Raw genomic sequence first — 17622 nt, 5'->3', positions numbered from 1 at the left:
TGATGATGTTTTGTTTGAATTCTTTGTCGTAACGAGTTGGCATGTAAAAATTCCTTTCTTTTAAGAGACGATTGACTTATTATACCCTCTCTTAAAAGTTGTCTCAGGAACTAGCTTACATCCACCATCTAACTTTCCCTACTTATGGCACATTTCCTTTGCAAAACTTATTCTAAACCGCATACTATTTTTTTGATTTTATCACGAACATTCCGGAAAACATCGAACCGCTCTTCATAGCTTCCAACTGCATTCGCAGGATCTGCCAAAGGATAATGAAGATGCTGTGTTTCAGCAGAAATAACAGGGCATTTATCCTTTGCATCCCCACATAGTGTAATAATTAAATCAGCAGACTCAAAGTAATCAACATCAATCTTCTTCGAATATTGCTGCGAGATATCAATTCCATCTTCAAGCATCACCTTAACTGCATCAGGATTTAAGCCATGAACTTCGACTCCAGCACTTCTAATTTCAAATTCATTTTGTGGTAAAAGCACCCTAGCATATCCTTCTGCCATTTGACTGCGGCACGAATTTCCTGTGCATAAAAAATATATTTTCTTCATTGAAGGCACCCCTTAAATAATTTTTATTATAAAGCTCTATGACGCTGACCTCCTCTTGCCCGCAAGGCCCATAAAATCGAAACCGTATCAATGATTTCTTGCATCATCGCTCCAACCAAAGCTGGTAAAATACCGGTTGTTGCGATTAACATTAATAATACACAAATAAAGAGTCCAATCAAAACTGCTTGTTTAGCCACTCTCATCGTATTTTGGGAAATTTCAACTGCTTTCGCAACTCGTCTTAAATCATCCTTCAAAATAACAACATCTGCTGATTCGCTTGCAGCACTTGATCCGTGTGCCCCCATAGCAATTCCTACGTCTGCCATCGCCAGAGAAGGTGCATCATTGACCCCATCACCAACCATAATTGCTGGTCGCCTTGCTTCAGTCAGGTTTTTAATAGCTGTAATTTTGCCTTGGGGCAACAAGTTGGCCTGCACATCACTAATACCTACTTTTTGAGCTACACTTTGAGCTGTTGTATTCTGATCACCAGTTAGCATCATCAAATGCTTTACACCATATTGCTTCAATTGCCGCATTGTCAGCTCAGCTTCTGGTCGAATTTCATCAGTAAAAGTCACATAGCCGCAAAGCTTGTGATCAACTGAAAGATAAACAGCGGTTTGTTGGATATCCAATTTTGGATTAGCTGCAGTCACAAAACTTAATTTCCCCACCTTAATCAGCTTTTCGTTTTGCTTAGCCGCAAGACCTTGACCAACGATCTCGGAAACATCGGTAAAACTTTGCAGCTCAACATGGTTATCTTGACCATACTTAACTAGTGAACGTGCCAAAATATGATTAGAATTTTGTTCTAAGCTAACTGCTAGACTCAACAATTCTGTTGGTGTAAGTTCAGTTAGAGATTTGATTTGAGCAACCGTTAAGTATCCCTTAGTAATTGTACCTGTTTTATCAAAAATTGCTGTTTGAGCCGTCGCCAGTTTTTCAATTACATCTCCCGTTTTTACAACAATCCCATTTCTTGACGAACGACTCATTCCCGAAACCATCGCAACTGGAGCAGCCAAGATCAAAGGACATGGGGAAGCAACCACTAAAACTTCAGCAAATCTAACTGGGTCCTTAGCCAAAAACCAAGCAATCCCAGCAATTAGGTAAGTTACCAAAGTAAAGGGCACTGCATAGCGATCGGCTAAGCGCACAAAATGCGACGGAGAATTGCCAGCAATCTTGACTAACTTTACCAGTTGCTGATATTGGCTATCCTTAGCTAATTTATCAACCTGCATAACTAAAACCGTATCACCATTGATTGCTCCTGACAGCAATTTGTCGTCTACCTGTTTACTGACAGGTCGTGATTCACCTGTTAAGGAGGATTCATCAACATTACCCTGTCCTTGAATCACATGACCATCAACCGGGATTATCTCACCCGGCTTGATAACTAAATGATCATCAATTAAAACAGCAGCAACTTTGACATCATCTTGTTGTTGCTTCACAATCCGGTGCGCAATCTGAGGTGAATTATCTACCAATGATTTTAATTCTGAACCTGCCTTTTTGGCAGCATACTCCTCTAGTGAGTCACCGCCAATCAGCATTATCAAAATAATCATCGCTGCCCAATATTCACCGACTGCTAATGTAGCAACAATAGCTGTAATTGCTAATAAATCAACGCCATAATCACCGGAACGAAGTGCTTTAATCATTTCTTTTAACATCAGAAGTGCAAAAACAATTCCTGTTAGAGTTATGATGATTCGTGCCGGCAGCTGCTGTCCTAAAACAAATTGAATAATTACTGTAACTATTCCGATTCCTAAAATTATTCCCAATTTATTATACTGTTTCATATAATCTTCCCCTTGTTCGCTAGTATTTAAAATCATTTTTTTCGTTTATTTATCTATCAGCCAACCATTTCATTCTAATTCCAGTTTATCAAATCTAAGAAATAAGCCAATTCAAACTTTTCCATTGCTGTAAGTTGCTTTATAGACTAACGATGCAAATCTGACTGTCTGTGCATCCATCTTGACTGGGTATGGCGCAAGTTGATAATTGACTGTCTGAACAATTTCGATGGGCTGCATCTGACTATCCTTGTTTACTAAAAATATTTGATAGGAACCCGCTGTGATTTTACCATGGTAGCTTAACGATGAACTGCCTGATTTTAATCCATGTTTTAGTAGATAATGGCGTTTCGTCCGGTAATTTATCAATTCTCCGGATAATTTTGAGCCCTGCGGAACTGCCACTGAAAATAGCGTAGCTTCATGCTTGATGACCATTTGCTGAGAAACAACCTTCCCAGTCTCTACCCAAGTCTCCTTCGCGTGATACTGCAAGGAAAGCTGGCTTCTTTGTGCAGCGATAATCTGTCCCGCAGGTTCATGCCAATTAGCAAGATTGCTCAAAACCACAACTAGGCAAATAACAAGCGGACCTAGCTTAGTGCGCAGAGAACTGACCAATCTACCCTGTATTTCTTGGACCTTTTGGATCTTTGTTTCTTGTATGGGCAAGGTATTGATAACTAATAATAATGGTAAAAGAGCCTGCCCATAGCGACTTTCTGACTCCCACAACAGCATGTGAAAAAACACGTATCCGCTTGCCACAATGATAGCCAGCTCACGAATAGAATCAAGTGCTGTCTGCCGTTTAAGCAATTCTAAACATTTGCTTAAAGCAATCAAATAGATCCAGATGAAGCCGCTGCGCATAATTGCCTGACTTAAAACGTGTACTTTTGACTGCCAATTGACATAAACTCGCGGTACTTGAATAAAGCCCCCAGTATAAGCACTCTGAATGTCATTAACACTTAACAAAATTTCAATTCGCGAAACCCACTGTCGTAATACTCCACCAATTCCTAAGCGGCTTAAACGCTCTGGCAAAGCCTTGGCAATATATGACTGTCGAGAAGCCTTAGATGGTAAGCTAATCATTTTTTCCACATCATTACCATCATAAGTGCCATGACTGGCAGGATTGTAGCTCATCCAAATCCAATGGGTCAACGGAAATTGATAGCGGCTGTTGGATTTGAAACCTGCAGCGGCACTAACCGCCTGACTAGCTGGAAACGTTGCCGCAAAAGCAAATAAGATCACGGCGAGTGGAATAATCATTTTTCTCAAAACCTGTTTTTTATACATAAATAAGTCAATGATTAAAATCAGAATTGCAACTGAAAGAATAATCAGATTGGCTTTAATTAACTGGCCACAAACGATTATCAGAAATAAAAAAATTGCACTAACAAATTGAGCTTTTTTACTCTTAGGCCAGCGTGCTAACAAGTTAAAGGTCAATAACAATATCAACAGGATTGGCAAATCGGAATAGAAGACTTGTAGGTAATACGTATAGGCAAATGGACCTAATAGGAAAAAAAGAGCTAACGCTAACACCTGCGTATGACTTTTAACAAAATTCAGACAAGTTTTCAGGCTTAAAATAATGAACCCATCCAAAAAAAACAAGGATAGTATGTGTAATGCAGCATTAGTCGATATCTGGAATACATTTGTTAACCTTAGCCACAAGGACAAGAAATAAGCCAAGGGAACATTATTGGAATAGCGCCAAAAATATGTTGAGTTATCCCAATCAGGATGATTGTGGCTCAGTAATTCCGCCTCATGAAGCACACGAAACGGATCATGGTAAACGGTTGCTGGAAAAAAGATTAGAATCAACAATTGGATGACTAAAATCAGACCCATTACCAGATAAATTATTTGCGAAACCCTGTTTTTTGAGAGTGAATTCGCCCAGCAAGCAAATTTTGGCAAACAAAAACCAATCCCTAGCGATAACGCACTGACAATTAATGTTTCGCTAAGATTCTGTGGATAAAATAAATTTGAAATAATTCCGATCATCAAGGACATTCCCAAAGAAATTATAAAAAATTGTTTAAAATACTTCATATGCGTTTCCTGCCTTAATTAATTGAGTAAAGTATGTCATTTCTTATGTTCGAAAAAGTTTTTGCCTTTTATCAATTTTCTCTATTCATTTGAAAACATCTTTCCCCAAAATCTAAAATAAAATAGCTTCATGACTTCCCACCAAGTAATGGCTAGCAGCAGACTACCGCAAACATCGCTAAAAAAATGTGCCCGTAAATATAATCGTGTAAATCCAATTAGAATCACCCAGCAAATTGATAATAAAGAAATAACAAATTGCAATTCTTGATCTTGCAGCCAAGGAACAATGAAATAAAGAACTGCTAAAACAACAATCGCTGTTGCAAAAGTATGACCACTTGGAAAGCTAAAACCGCCATTCTTGATAACTTGGTTTGCTGGCCTAGAGCGGTGAACGAGTTCCTTTATAATTAAAGCAACTGCACAGCCGCTGAACTGGGTAATCATTAACCACCCCGCATTAATCAAGTTGCGTTCCTTCCGCCACAGTAAAAAAGCAATTAGTATTGTCCAGCAAATATCAATAAATGGACTGCCTAGAACGGCAATTAAGCTGATATACTTCGTAGCAACAGGATTTACAACAGGTGCAATCAGATTTTGAACTGCTGTATCAAGTGTCTGCAGCCAAATCGCCGAAGTTTTAATACTAATCGTCAAGGAAATAAACAATAATGCCGTTACTCCGCCAACTATTGTTAAAAGTTTATTTTTTCTCATCCAAATCACTCCTTTTCAAGTCCTCACTGTGAGTAGTAGCATGCTGACTTTTCTTGAATTTAAATAAAACAATTGGAAGTAGCGAAATTAAGATAATTACTATCATTAACAGCTCAAAATGATTTTTTACTAGTGGAATATTCCCGAAGAAGTACCCGCTTAGAAGAACAAAACTAACCCATACAATGCCGCCGCACATATTAAAAAAAGCAAATTTATGATATGGCATTTTGCCAATTCCAGCAGTAAACGGAATCAAGGTTCTGATTATGGGAGCGAAACGACCTAGAAAAACTGCACTGGCACCATAATTTTTAAAGAAGCTGTTTGCTTTTTTCAGATAAGCAGCATTAATCCATTTTGCCCATTTAGGTTGCGTAAAAGACCTTCCAAAATACTTTCCAACCTCAAAATTCAAACTGTCACCCAAAATGGCCGCCACTGATAATAAAATTATCAACGCTTGGATGTTAAAAAATGAATTGGATAAAGCTGCCATTGACCCGCACAAAAATAATAAAGAATCACCAGGCAAAAATGGCATAATTACTAATCCCGTCTCGCAAAAAATTATTAAAAATAATACGACATATATTATCCAATTTCCTTGACCAGCAATGCTGACTATAAAGCTATTTAAATTTATCATTAACAACGAAACCCCTTTATTTGCTATTTAAAAACATTGCCTACTTGATCGAACTGCCTTATTTTAGATAACTTTGAATGGTATATCGTGGACGCTGCTTTACTTCGGTCATTATCTTCCCAATATATTCACCACTTATTCCCAGGCTAATCATTTGCAGGCCACCCAAAATCCAGATGGAAACCATTAAAGAAGACCACCCATGAACCGTTAATCCCAGCCATTTAGTTATAATTGAATAAAAGAACATCACGACTCCCAGAGAGCTAGTGAAAATGCCTAATGCCAAGATGAATCTCACAGGGATAATTGAAAATGACGTAATTCCGTTCCAAGCAAAAGCCAACATTTTCTTGAGCGGGTATTTTGATTTTCCTGCTAACCGCGGAGTCCTCTTGTAGTAGACTTTAGCTGTGCTAAAACCTAGCAATGGAATTACTCCACGGATAAACAAATTACGTTCTTTATATTGCAAAAAGGTTTTAACCGCCCGCTGCTACATCAATCTAAAATCTGCATGATTAGGAATCAACTTAACTCCAAGTAAATTTAATAATTTATAAAACAGACCTGCAGAATTACGCTTGAAGCCCGGCAATTAACGCATTTTGGTGACCAAAGTTTCTGCTTAATTTAATTCCTTTAATACTTTTACTTTTTTCATGATAATGCTTGATAATTTCCCAAGTTTGATCAGCCGAGCCATCATCGACAACCAAAATGTCAGAAGAATAGTCAAGAATTTGAGCTTGAATTAGTTTGCTTTCAATCTTTAATAACCTTTGCAGTGTATTATTCAGTACTTCTTCTTCGTTAAATGCTGGTACGACAATTGTTAATTTCTCCATATTTAATCCTCTTCTTTTAATGTAAAAATTTAAAAATCACAGATAAAATAAAATATCCGCATGATTTCCCACCAAACTAGCGCTACTAACAAGCTTGCCAACATCCCGGTAAAAGAGCTTCTCCCTCCGTACAGCTGTGCGGTAATCACCATCCCCAGCCACAAAAAAGCTAGCAAGATTGTTAATAACTGAACTTCTTGATCGACAAGTGTCGGGAGAATAATTGTTAGGACAATCAGAATAATGATGACCGTTGCCAGAACATGTTCGTTAATTAATACCAGCGCAGGATATCCATTAAGATGCAGTTCTTGTGAAATCCAATTAATTAATAGTGCCAGCAGCATGCTGCTAAAATGGACAAATATTACCCAGACGGCATTTATTATTCGTTGAAAATACTGCCAGATAGCAAATGCAACGATAATTATTAATACAGAAGTGCTTGCAAAGTTGCTGAAAAATGAAACGATGGGATAAAACTGATTTTGCCCACTTGATCTCACAGTCAGCATAAATTGCTGCAAACTAGTGTCTAAGGACTTGAAATATGTTGCTTTTAAATAGACCAGCAGCAGTAAAATGACATATAAAATTAAAGAGATAACCCCAGTTATTAACCAACCGAAATTTCTTTTTATTAAAAACAGCGCTTATCTCTCCCTTCTTAACTCCCCTCACTTGAACATTTTCAAGTTTAGCAACTTTTATTTATCGCTAAAAGTAACGCTTGCTGAGAAGATTATGAGATTTTTTTAGAAACAAAAAAGCCCTTAGCTGAATGACTAGCAGCGCTAAGGGCCAAAATTAAATTATTTCAGAAATTAATTCTAAATTCTAAAGAAAAAACAGTGCCTCGTGTTTGATTATTCGCAACTTTTAAAGTGACGTGATTTAAAAGAGCTAGCTGTTGGGCAATTGCCAACCCCAACCCTGTGCCAGTAATTGAACCACGAATGTCATCTGCACGATAAAATCTTTCAAAAATATGCTTTTTGTCTTGCTCAGTAATTCCCCTTCCTTGATCAGCAACCTTAATAATTAATCCGTTAGAATTTCTCTCAAGAGTCAATTCAATTACTGAATCCTGTGGTGAATATTTACTAGCATTATTCAACAAGATAATCAGGATCTGTTCAATGCTTTTTTGATGCCCTGTGATAACTATCTTAGTTGGAATATCAGTAATTATTTGCTGTGGAAAAAGTAAATTCATCTCCTTGGCAAGCTTCTGTAAGGACTGACTGATATCATATTTTTGCAGTGTCAGCGTCATTTTGTCTGCTCGCGAAAGGGTCAATAATTCTTCAATTAGTTTTGTCGTTTGTTCAGCTTCTTGATATATATAATCCAAGGAATCCTGAACAATTTCCGGATGGTCATGCCCATGTCTTTGAATTAATTGAACGTGACTTTGGATGGTTGCAATCGGCGTCCGTAATTCATGGGCAGCATTCGAAACAAAAATTTTTTCTTTTTCCGTTTTATCATATAAGTTTGTCAGCAGACGATTAAAACTGGCAGCCAGCTGCTTGACCTCTGTTGGTGTTGCTGGAATGGGCAATTTGTCTGTCGTCTGAGTCTTTTTAACAGAAATCGCTTCAGCACTTTTAGTTAACTGACTCAGTGGGCCTGTCAACCGTTGGGCAATCAGCCTGATGTATAACGGCAGCGTCAGGAGTGTTAAAACCAAAACAATTGCAGTAATAATGATGACTCTTTCCAAAATCTTCAATTGCGAATCTAATTTTATCCATAAACTATAATGAATTCCTTTGGAATGCCCCGTATTATAAAGCAGAAAACCGATTTTAGGGCGATAATAGAGCCCATGGATTAAAAAAAATTTCTGGGGCTTGATTTTCAACAGGCTCTTAGCATCAGGAGAATAATAATTTTTTGTCTTGGCATCTTGTCGAATATTTCTAACATGCACGTAACTCGTACTGGTATTCAAAGTACTGTTGAACCGCCACTGTTTCCAGTCACGATCACTATCAATCACTGTTCGTTCCAGACTCTTAATAATATTGTTTGAAGTCGTGCGGCTAGTTTCCAGCAGTTGATGTCCGACCGCAACCGCTGTAATAATACTAAAACTGACAATTATTGCCGTGATTAGTAATAAGAAACTTCGCAGCATAATCGAGTCACTATTTTGTTCTTTCTTAATCTTTGGCCTCATCGTTTTTATTTTCATCTTCTTTGCCTTCACCTAGCATCACTTTCCTTAATTGTCTGTCAGTGAATAGCCAACACCTCTAACAGTATGAATTAGTTTTTTTGAATTAGGGAATTCATCAATTTTATTTCGTAAATAACGAATATACACATCCACAATGTTAGGTTCGCCCTCAAAGTCGCTGCCCCAAACCAAATCAAGCAGTTCATTACGCGTAAATACCTTACCAACAACCTTAAGCATCTCCACTAACAACTGATACTCTCGTTGCGTCAATTGAATGCTATGGTCCCCACGTGTAATCCGACGTTTCCCAGTATCAAGTACTAAATCATCGAGTTGATAGACTTGATGATTATCCAATATTTGCCTTGGGCGCCGCAAAACAGCCGTGATCCTCGCAAGTAATTCTTCAATATCGAATGGTTTAGTAATATAATCATCTGCTCCACCAGTTAAACCCGCCACTTTATCTCCAGTATAATCACGAGCAGTCAACATGATAACTGGAATGTCATAATCACGCCGAATTCGTCTGAGTACTCCTAAGCCATCCAACTTGGGCAGCATCCAGTCCAAAATGATTAAATCAATTGTTTGTTGGTTCTTATCAAAAACGCTCAAAGCTGCTGCGCCATCAGAAGCAGTCAGAACCTGATAATTCTCAAATTGCAATTCTTTTTTTAAAGAAGCAACCAGTCCGAGTTCATCTTCTACTAATAAAATTGTTTTACTCACTATATTCCCTCCAAAGCAAATTCTGATATTTAAAGAATCCGCGTCAATCTATTTTAATACAAAAATTGCAAATTAATCTCTCTACTCAAATTTCAACATCTTATGTCACATTCTTTTACCCAATTTCATTATATCAGCTGCTGCCTGCTTTTCTCTGAGAATTTCTCAGATTGCTTTCATGAATTATAAGTGGCTTTATCTCATTATTTAGCATATTATCTAGAAAAAGAATTAATCAGCTTGTTGAGAATATAGATAGAGGTGTAAATATGTATCATAAAATAGTAGTTGTTTCCTTATCACTGACAGTTGCAATAGCTATTGTATTAGACAGTTATTTTGTCTTGTATAAGCCCCTAGCTAGCAACGATAATGCAGCAAGTAATAATACAGTAAGCAGTACTGCTGATAATTCAAGTTCAGCCAGTTCTGCCGTTTCAAGCAGCACTAACAAGCAGCGAAACTACAAAGATGGTGAATATGTTGGAAAAAGTACCGCAACTGCCTGGGGCAATGTCCAATTGAAAATTAAAATTGCTAACAATCGACTAACTCAGATTACCGTTCTTAAATATCCGAATACACATTCGCATTCAGTTGAACTTAATCGGCAAGTCTTACCAGTTTACCGGCAAGAAGCAGTTAAGAGTCAATCAGCAAACATCCAGCAAATTTCCGGAGCAACCGAAACCTGGAAGGGTTTTACAGGTTCTTTGCAAAGTGCCCTAATTCAGGCACGGCAAGCTTAAGCACTGCAATTGTTAGGAGGTAACTGACATGGAAGTAAAAAAAGATTATCAATTCTATGATCGCGTAATTAATATGATGAATATTCCGTTCACCTTAACCTTGGTTTGTGAAACACAGATACCTGTTGCAGATTATTGGATTGATCACCTATTAACACAGGTACAGCAAAGATTGCAAGTTGTTGATCATATTTTTTCTCCCTTTAGACAGGATTCGTTATTAAAAAAATATCAAGCAGGTGATCTACAGGTTATGCAAAATACAAGCTTTCATACCGTCTTTGAGCTAGCCAAAGCGGCCGCTAAAACGACTGTTGGTTTCTTCGATCCTTATTATGCGACTGAATTTAATCCAACAGGTTTGGTTAAAGGCTGGGCAATCGAGGAGATTTTTAATAATCTGTTGTCCCCATTTCTTAGAAACCATCCGCCAGTGATTGGTATTTCACTGAATGGTGGCGGTGATTTACAATTTGCTACACAATATGGAAGCTCTTTTTACTGGGAAATTGGAATCGAAAACCCCAGCCAACTTGATAGTTTGAGTGCCGTTTACAAATTGAAAAATGGTGCTGTCGCTACTTCTGGCTTTAGCAAGCGTGGACAGCACATCGCTAATTTGACAGATCATTCTCTCCTGCAAGCTACTATCGTTTCCGACAGCTTGACCTGGGCAGATATCTGGGCAACAGCTGCCTTAGTTGCTGGTCAGCAAAATTTCAATAGTCTCTTAACCAAGTGTCAGTTAACCGGATTAATGATTACATCAAAAAATATTATTCCATTTTCAGAAGGGCGGCTTGCAGATGCTGAGAAAAATACAATATAAATTAGTTCTTTTTTGGCTAAATTTCTTTTTTGTTGTTCCTTTACCCTTTATACAAACGATTTCTACAGGACTGCAAGGAATGTCAGCCAATGAAATGCTTGCTATCTATAGCGGAGTCATTTCATATGCATGGATGCTTGCAATAGTCTACTTGAGCACGAAGCCGCGCTGGTTGGATCGCCTAGTTGGCTTACCCAGTATATATCAGCTTCACGGAATCCTTGCAATTGCAGCTTTAGGACTGGCCTGGCTGCATAAGATTGGCACTCATTCGGGTGGATTAATCAAACAAACCGGAGACCTATCCTTAATTATTCTAACTGGATTGATTGGTTATTCACTGTTGTTTTTGGCCAGCAGGTTAATCAGTCGCTTTTCCTTGCTATCAAAATTCAAGAAAATTCTTGAAAAGATTTTTAAACACGAAATTACCATGCTGCTTCATAAATTACTTTTGGCAGCTGTCATATTAGTTTTCATCCACGTCCAACTAATTGACTATATCAGATCCATTACATCATTTATGATTTGGTTTGACGGTTTAAGTTTGCTGACTGCGCTTAGTTATTTGCGAACAAAAGTTAGCTGGTATGGACGCAAAGGACAAGCAGAGCTTAAATTAATTCAAAATCATAGCTTATCTGATCGTGTACGTGAACTGACTTTGGGAGGACGTCAGAGCCAGCAGCTTGATTTACAAGCAGGAGACTTTGTTTTTTTGTCTTTCCCGCGGGTACCAAAATTACGCGAACCGCATCCCTTTTCGCTAGTCAGTCTTCCTAATCAAAGTGGAGAATTCAAGCTGACCATTAGAGACGATGGTAATTTTACCAATAGACTGCAGGTACTCAGACCCGGAACAACCGCTAAAGTTACTGGCGGGTTTGGTCGATACCAAGCATTTATTGCAGAACATGACGCTACTGCAAGCTTGGTTATGATAACTGGTGGAATTGGAGCAACACCGTTATTTTCACTAATTCCTAATAACTTATCTCATCAGATTTATTTGTTTTATTCAGCTCATCGCCAGACTGATTTGTTGTACCAGCAACAGTTAATCCAGTGGACTCAACATGCCAACTTTACTGGTTTTTGGCAGCAAGGACGTTTTTCCGATGATTTCGTTTTAAATCGTTTACCGCATGGTTGGCAAAATCATACTTTATTTTTACTCAGCGGCCCTGTTTCGCTAATTCATCATTGGGAGAAATTGCTGGAAAAAGCTAAGGTTGATAGTAACAATATTTTCAAAGAAGAATTCAATTGGTAGTATTTGAGCATCCTGTGTTGTAAAAAAACAAGTTGGAGTGGACTTAGGATGAAAGTGTGGACACGATTTGATAGAATTTCTACTAGAGAGGATCGTGTCTTATGAGCAAAAGAAAGAGATATTCTGTCGAATTCAAGAAAATGATCGTTCAGCTGTATGAAAGCGGGACATCAGCCACTGATCTTACCAGCGAATATGGGATTGCCAGTGCCACCATTTATAAATGGAATGATTTGTACAAGAAAGATAATGATACCGGGGTCTCCAAGGCCGACTTGTTAGAAATGCAGGCAAGAATTACCAAGCTGGAAAGTGAAAACGATATCCTAAAAAAAGCATTAACCATATTCGCAAAAAAGTAAGTATCAAAGATTGGCAGTCAGCTATTAAAGTAACGGCATCAGCACATAGCGTTAAAGAAGTCTGTCAGACGTTGCACTTATGTCGATCAACCTACTATCAGTACCAGCACCAGACTAAGCCCGAACAGTTTAAGCGGCGCCAAGTTTTATACCAGCAAATCCGACGCATCTACTTTGATCATCGGCGGGTTTATGGCGCTCCTAAAGTTCACGAGGAACTTTTACGTGAGGGCTATCATGTCAGTTTGAAACTGGTTCAAAAGCTGATGCGACACCTAGGCCTCCGGTCAATTGTCGTCAAAAAGTGACGCTATGAGCAAAACAACTATATTGACCAAATGACCTACCCTAATTTGTTAAAACAAGACTTTAAAGCTGTCAAACCTAATCAAAAATGGGCTGCTGATATTACCTATATTCCGACCAAAACTGATGGGTGGTGCTATCTGGCAACCATCATGGACTTGTATTCTCGCAAAATTATCGCTCATAAATTAAGCCGACACATGACAACCGAGTTGGTTGTCAACGTACTTAATCAAGCTTGTGAAACTAGAACTGTCAAGGCTGGTTTGATTCTGCATACTGATTTGGGCAGCCAGTATCGAAGTACTGCCCTTGAAACAGCATTGAAGCAACACGCTATCCGGCACTCTTACAGTAAACGTGGCTATCCGTATGACAATTCTGTGGTGGAGTCATTTCATGCCAGCTTCAAGAAGGAGGAGGTTTACCAACGGACTTACAAAGACTATCATGAAGCCAATTTGGCTCAATTTAGTTACATTGAAGGATTTTATAATTCTCGGCGGATCATTAATGCCGATGGCTATTTAACTCCAGATGAAAAGGAACAATTAGTCAGTTAGAAATTCTACGTAATCGTGTCTAAAAACTTGACTCAGATCCAACAAAACCAATAATCCTTATTCTGAACTAAAACCCAAATAAAAAACGAGGATCACAGAAATTAATCTGTTATCCTCGCTTTCCGTAAACAAAGCCCAAAGTAAGCTGTTTGCTAAGTTAGGCTTGCTCAATCACGATTTGATTATCCTTCAAATCAGCTTTTAAATGCTTAATATCCAAATGATCTAAATAGAAATCTGTTACCTTATCACGAATTTGTTGTTCAATCACCCTTCTTAATGGACGAGCTCCCATTGCTTCGTCATATCCTTGTTCCATCAACCAATCCTTAGCTGCATCGGTTACTTTCAAAGTCAAATCCTTTTTCGCTAGTGTTTTTTGAACATCGGAAATCATTAAATCAACAATCTGACTTAAATCTTGCTTAGTTAGATGTGAGAATTCAACGATTCCATTGAACCGGTTTAGGAATTCTGGACGGAAGAATGGAGCCAACTTATCCATTAAAGTTTGGTCTTTGTCTGCATCGCCAGTTAACTTTTCATTACCAAATCCAGCATTGGATGTAGCAATAATAATGGTATTCTTGAAGTTAATTACATTACCCTGTCCATCCGTCAAACGACCGTCATCCATTACCTGAAGCAAAAGCGTCAATACTTGTGGATCTGCTTTTTCAATTTCATCTAGTAATACGATTGAATAAGGATTTCGACGTACTCGTTCCGTTAAGGTATTAGAGTTATCATCATAGCCTACATAACCAGCTGATGTACCAATTAATTTTGAAACAGCAGTCCGATCTGAATACTCACTCATATCCAATCGAATGATTGCATCCTTATCACCAAACATGTCTAATGCTAATTGTTTAGCTAATTCAGTTTTACCAACCCCGGTTGGACCAACAAATAGGAAACTACCGATAGGCTGTTCACCTTCTGAGAAGCCAGCTCGATTCCGACGAATAGCTCTAGCAACCATTGCTACCGCTTCATCTTGACCGATAACTTTACTCTTTAAGCGACTCTCCAAATCTTTTAACCGTTCAATATCATTAGCACCCATATCTGAGACTGGAATTCCTGTTAACCGTTCTACTGATTGAGCAACATCATCAACGGTAGCCACTACTTCTTCCTTTTTACCTACATTATCAATTTGCTTATTAGTAGCCTCGATTTGTTGTTTCAAATCCGCGGCCCGCTTAAAGTCTTCTTTTTCCACCGCTTGATCTTTTTCTTTTTGCAATTGATTGAGCTTTTCCTTTAAAGCTGTTTCATCATTTTCAGGCTGATGTGCTGCCAAATGAGCCGCTGTCATATCAATCAAATCAATTGCTTTATCTGGTAGCGTTCTTTGTGGAATATATTGGATGGAGTAATCCACCGCTGCCTTCAAAACATCATCTGGCAATTTTACATGATGATGTTCTTCATACAAGTTTTTGATACCCTTCAGAATTTTAAGCGTGTCTTCAGCATTAGGTTCATTGACTACAACCTCATTGAATCGACGAGCCAAAGCTGCATTTTTCAAAATTGTATTGCGATATTCATCTTGGGTAGTGGCACCAATAACGGTTAGTTCGCCACGAGACAATGCCGGCTTAATAATATCAGCTAAGCCTTTACCACCGTCTTCACCACCTGTTGAACCAGTACCAATTATCTGGTGGATTTCATCAAAGAATAGAATAATATTGCCAGCAGCCTTAACTTCCTTGACTAAGTCTTTGATGTTCTCTTCAAAAGAACCACGATACTGAGTTCCAGCTTCTAAGGAGGACAAGTCAATAGAGTAAATTTCTTTGTCCCGAATTGCTTCTGGAACTTTACCATTTACAATCGCTTGTGCCAGTCCCTCAACTATGGCTGTTTTACCAACCCCCGCATCGCCAACTAAAATTGGATTGTTTTTGGTTCGACGGCTTAAAATTTCCGCTGTTTCTTGAATTTCATTTTCACGTCCAATAACTGAATCTAGCAATCCATCGCGTGCTTGTTCTGTTAAGTTGGTTCCTAGTTTTTCTAAAATACCACCCTTTTTAAGAGCTTGTTGTCCATCTTTAGATAGTTCAATTGTTTTTGCTTGTTCTGGTAATTTACCAGTTGCTCGATATTGGGCAAACTCGTCTGGAGTTAACGATTGACCATTAACCAAGTAGCGGGCAGAATCTGAGTTAGGATTCCCCATACGTTTAAACACTTGATTAAAAATATCATCCATATCATTGTTGAAAAAAGGATCATTTCCGTAAAAATTGGCCATATAACAACACCTCCGTTAATTAAATAAAGTAAAATTTGTCTTAAAACTAAGTAAAAATACTCTTTTTTACTTACAAGTGTATTATAACTTTTTTTAGTACTCTGTTAAGTAAAGTACTAATCGAATCACAACGTTAACTATTTTCGGACGATTATAACTGAAATTTATGTTTACGGTAGATTGCAAATTTAATCCGAATTTTTTGACAAATTGGTCAACATAACCTGGTAAGGTGTTTGCCAGTTAAGTACTTTAAGGGGGCGCTGGTTAATTTCGAGTAACGTCGTGGTTAAATCTTGAGCACTAATGTGCTCAAAACAAGTCCCCTTAGGTTAAAAATAACGTAAGTTCCGATTAAATCGTTCATTACTGCCGCGTTCAGCTGGTGTGTAAGCATGGCAGTAATAGGTTGGAATACCGTATTGTGATTCAAATGACACTAACTTGCTAAACTCAGTGCCGCGATCGACAGTAAAGCTGTGTACTGGCCCCTTAAAAGTTGCTAGGAACTTCATTAGGGCTTCATTAACAGCTGCTGCTGTCCGATCTTTTAATTGATACGCCCAAAGAAAACGTGATTTACGATCAAGTAAAGTTAATAAAACGGCCTTACTATGCCCGCGAGGGCCAACCACCGTATCTATTTCGAAATCACTGATGCGGTTACGTTGGTTAAGCATAATTGGTCGTTGGTCAATTGAACGTCCTAATGATTGATTATATTTAGAACGTTGGTCAAGGTTACGCCGTTGGCGTAGACCATGTTCAGGTAGGTCACTCAAAGAAAATTCAAATTTCCCCTGATATAGCCAATTGTAAATAGATTTAGTAGCTAGTTTAAGTTCATGAGCAATCGCTTCTGGTGACCAGCTTAGACGTAAATGGTTTAGAATGATTTGCTTTAATTTGGCATTCAATTTAGTTTTCCGACCACATCGTGCCCGCTTAGATTCAGCGTTCGCTTGCGCCAACTCAGCTTGATAAGGTTGACAGCGGGATAATTCATAAGAAATCGTGGACGGCGATCGTTTTAACTGCTCAGCCATTTGGGCATTGGCCAGTCCTAGTTCACAAAAGGTTTCAATTTTAATTCGTTCAGAATAGGTTATGGCAAATTCTATAATTAATCCGAACAAAAATAAAAAAAGGCCCAAAGCAATCTCTTACAATGGTAGTAGTTAATTCCAACCAGCTATAAGGAGTGATTACTTTGGGTACTTCTACTTTATCACGTTTTCAACGTGGTGCGCTAGCTCAACTGGTCAGTGAAGGCCATCATACTTACCAAGATATGGCTGACGCCTTAGGCGTTGCCAAATCAACTATTAGCTATGAATTAGATCGGGTCAAACCCTATGATCCCGAATTAGCGCAACAAGACGCAGATCATAAAAGGCGGGCTTGTGGTCGCCATTCGATTCTAACGCCATCATTGACAATTTTAATTACCAACCACCTACGTTTAACTTGGTCACCAGAAGCGATTGCGACAGCTTTTAACCTGAGCACCGCTTCAATTTATAACTGGCTTAAGCTTGGCTGGTTACCTTTCAACTTGGCTGATCTACCTAATCGAAATGTCCGACAGCGCCGAGCTAATGAGCATCGTGGCACATTTACAAGTGGG

15 protein-coding genes and 3 pseudogenes are annotated in these 17622 nt (G+C 38.4%); 7 read left to right on the top strand and 11 right to left on the bottom strand.

Translation table 11 applies throughout. The features are described 5' to 3' along the window. Positions 1-167: 167 nt before the first annotated feature. The 9 genes and pseudogenes from arsC to FD50_RS03775 form a co-directional block, all read right to left on the bottom strand. A complete protein-coding gene (gene arsC / locus FD50_RS03815; protein ID WP_056960387.1) occupies positions 168-572 on the bottom strand; it encodes an arsenate reductase (thioredoxin) in 405 nt (134 codons plus the stop codon). 26 nt (positions 573-598) lie between these two features. After that, entirely contained in the window at positions 599-2410 is a 1812-nt protein-coding gene (locus tag FD50_RS03810) for a heavy metal translocating P-type ATPase (protein WP_056960384.1), read from the bottom strand. Positions 2411-2521: 111 nt separating this feature from the next. Then, on the bottom strand, positions 2522-4501 hold the full coding sequence (locus FD50_RS03805) for a hypothetical protein (RefSeq protein ID WP_056960382.1): 1980 nt from the start codon (positions 4499-4501) through the stop codon (positions 2522-2524). 81 nt (positions 4502-4582) lie between these two features. Continuing rightward, positions 4583-5224, bottom strand: a complete 642-nt coding sequence (locus FD50_RS03800) for a phosphatase PAP2 family protein (RefSeq protein WP_056960379.1) — start codon at positions 5222-5224, stop codon at positions 4583-4585. After that, entirely contained in the window at positions 5211-5873 is a 663-nt protein-coding gene (locus FD50_RS03795; RefSeq protein ID WP_054757875.1) for a VTT domain-containing protein, read from the bottom strand. Before FD50_RS03795 ends, FD50_RS03800 begins: the two co-directional genes overlap by 14 nt. A 58-nt stretch (positions 5874-5931) precedes the next feature. Continuing rightward, positions 5932-6721 (bottom strand): annotated as a pseudogene (locus FD50_RS03790) (glycosyltransferase). Between the two features lie 29 nt (positions 6722-6750). Next, on the bottom strand, positions 6751-7236 hold the full coding sequence (locus FD50_RS03785) for a hypothetical protein (protein ID WP_054757876.1): 486 nt from the start codon (positions 7234-7236) through the stop codon (positions 6751-6753). A 302-nt stretch (positions 7237-7538) separates the two neighbouring features. Next, entirely contained in the window at positions 7539-8921 is a 1383-nt protein-coding gene (locus tag FD50_RS03780; protein WP_228890095.1) for a HAMP domain-containing sensor histidine kinase, read from the bottom strand. 30 nt (positions 8922-8951) lie between these two features. Continuing rightward, positions 8952-9641: a response regulator transcription factor gene (locus FD50_RS03775; protein WP_056960377.1), complete on the bottom strand. Its 690-nt coding sequence runs from the start codon at positions 9639-9641 to the stop codon at positions 8952-8954. 269 nt (positions 9642-9910) lie between these two features. Here FD50_RS03775 and FD50_RS03770 point away from each other — a divergent pair, with 269 nt between their 5' ends. The 6 genes from FD50_RS03770 to FD50_RS12445 all read left to right on the top strand — a co-directional run bounded on the left by FD50_RS03770 (position 9911) and on the right by FD50_RS12445 (position 13723). Next, positions 9911-10390, top strand: a complete 480-nt coding sequence (locus FD50_RS03770) for an FMN-binding protein (protein ID WP_056960375.1) — start codon at positions 9911-9913, stop codon at positions 10388-10390. 28 nt (positions 10391-10418) lie between these two features. Next, positions 10419-11219, top strand: coding sequence for an FAD:protein FMN transferase (locus FD50_RS03765; protein WP_228890085.1), 801 nt, complete (start codon positions 10419-10421; stop codon positions 11217-11219). Continuing rightward, positions 11197-12492 (top strand): FAD-binding oxidoreductase, encoded by a 1296-nt coding sequence (locus FD50_RS03760; protein ID WP_054757878.1) that lies wholly within the window; start codon positions 11197-11199, stop codon positions 12490-12492. Before FD50_RS03765 ends, FD50_RS03760 begins: the two co-directional genes overlap by 23 nt. 101 nt (positions 12493-12593) lie before the next feature. Further along, positions 12594-12854, top strand: a complete 261-nt coding sequence (locus tag FD50_RS03755) for a transposase (protein ID WP_054757879.1) — start codon at positions 12594-12596, stop codon at positions 12852-12854. A gap of 71 nt (positions 12855-12925) precedes the next feature. Further along, positions 12926-13162: an IS3 family transposase gene (locus tag FD50_RS12450; protein ID WP_162256067.1), complete on the top strand. Its 237-nt coding sequence runs from the start codon at positions 12926-12928 to the stop codon at positions 13160-13162. Positions 13163-13192: 30 nt separating this feature from the next. After that, on the top strand, positions 13193-13723 hold the full coding sequence (locus tag FD50_RS12445; protein WP_082610414.1) for an IS3 family transposase: 531 nt from the start codon (positions 13193-13195) through the stop codon (positions 13721-13723). 157 nt (positions 13724-13880) lie between these two features. Here FD50_RS12445 and FD50_RS03745 read toward each other — a convergent pair whose 3' ends face one another. Further along, positions 13881-15995, bottom strand: a complete 2115-nt coding sequence (locus FD50_RS03745) for an ATP-dependent Clp protease ATP-binding subunit (RefSeq protein ID WP_056960370.1) — start codon at positions 15993-15995, stop codon at positions 13881-13883. A gap of 188 nt (positions 15996-16183) precedes the next feature. Beyond that, a pseudogene (locus tag FD50_RS03740) lies at positions 16184-17116 on the bottom strand (IS30 family transposase). 89 nt (positions 17117-17205) lie between these two features. Here FD50_RS03740 and FD50_RS03735 point away from each other — a divergent pair. Continuing rightward, a pseudogene (locus tag FD50_RS03735) lies at positions 17206-17622 on the top strand (helix-turn-helix domain-containing protein); the annotation flags it as partial.

The organism is Liquorilactobacillus satsumensis DSM 16230 = JCM 12392 (assembly GCF_001435195.1).
Classification (GTDB): domain Bacteria; phylum Bacillota; class Bacilli; order Lactobacillales; family Lactobacillaceae; genus Liquorilactobacillus; species Liquorilactobacillus satsumensis.
Note: the sequence above shows the minus strand (reverse complement) of the source record. Positions and strands in the feature narration are given on the sequence as shown.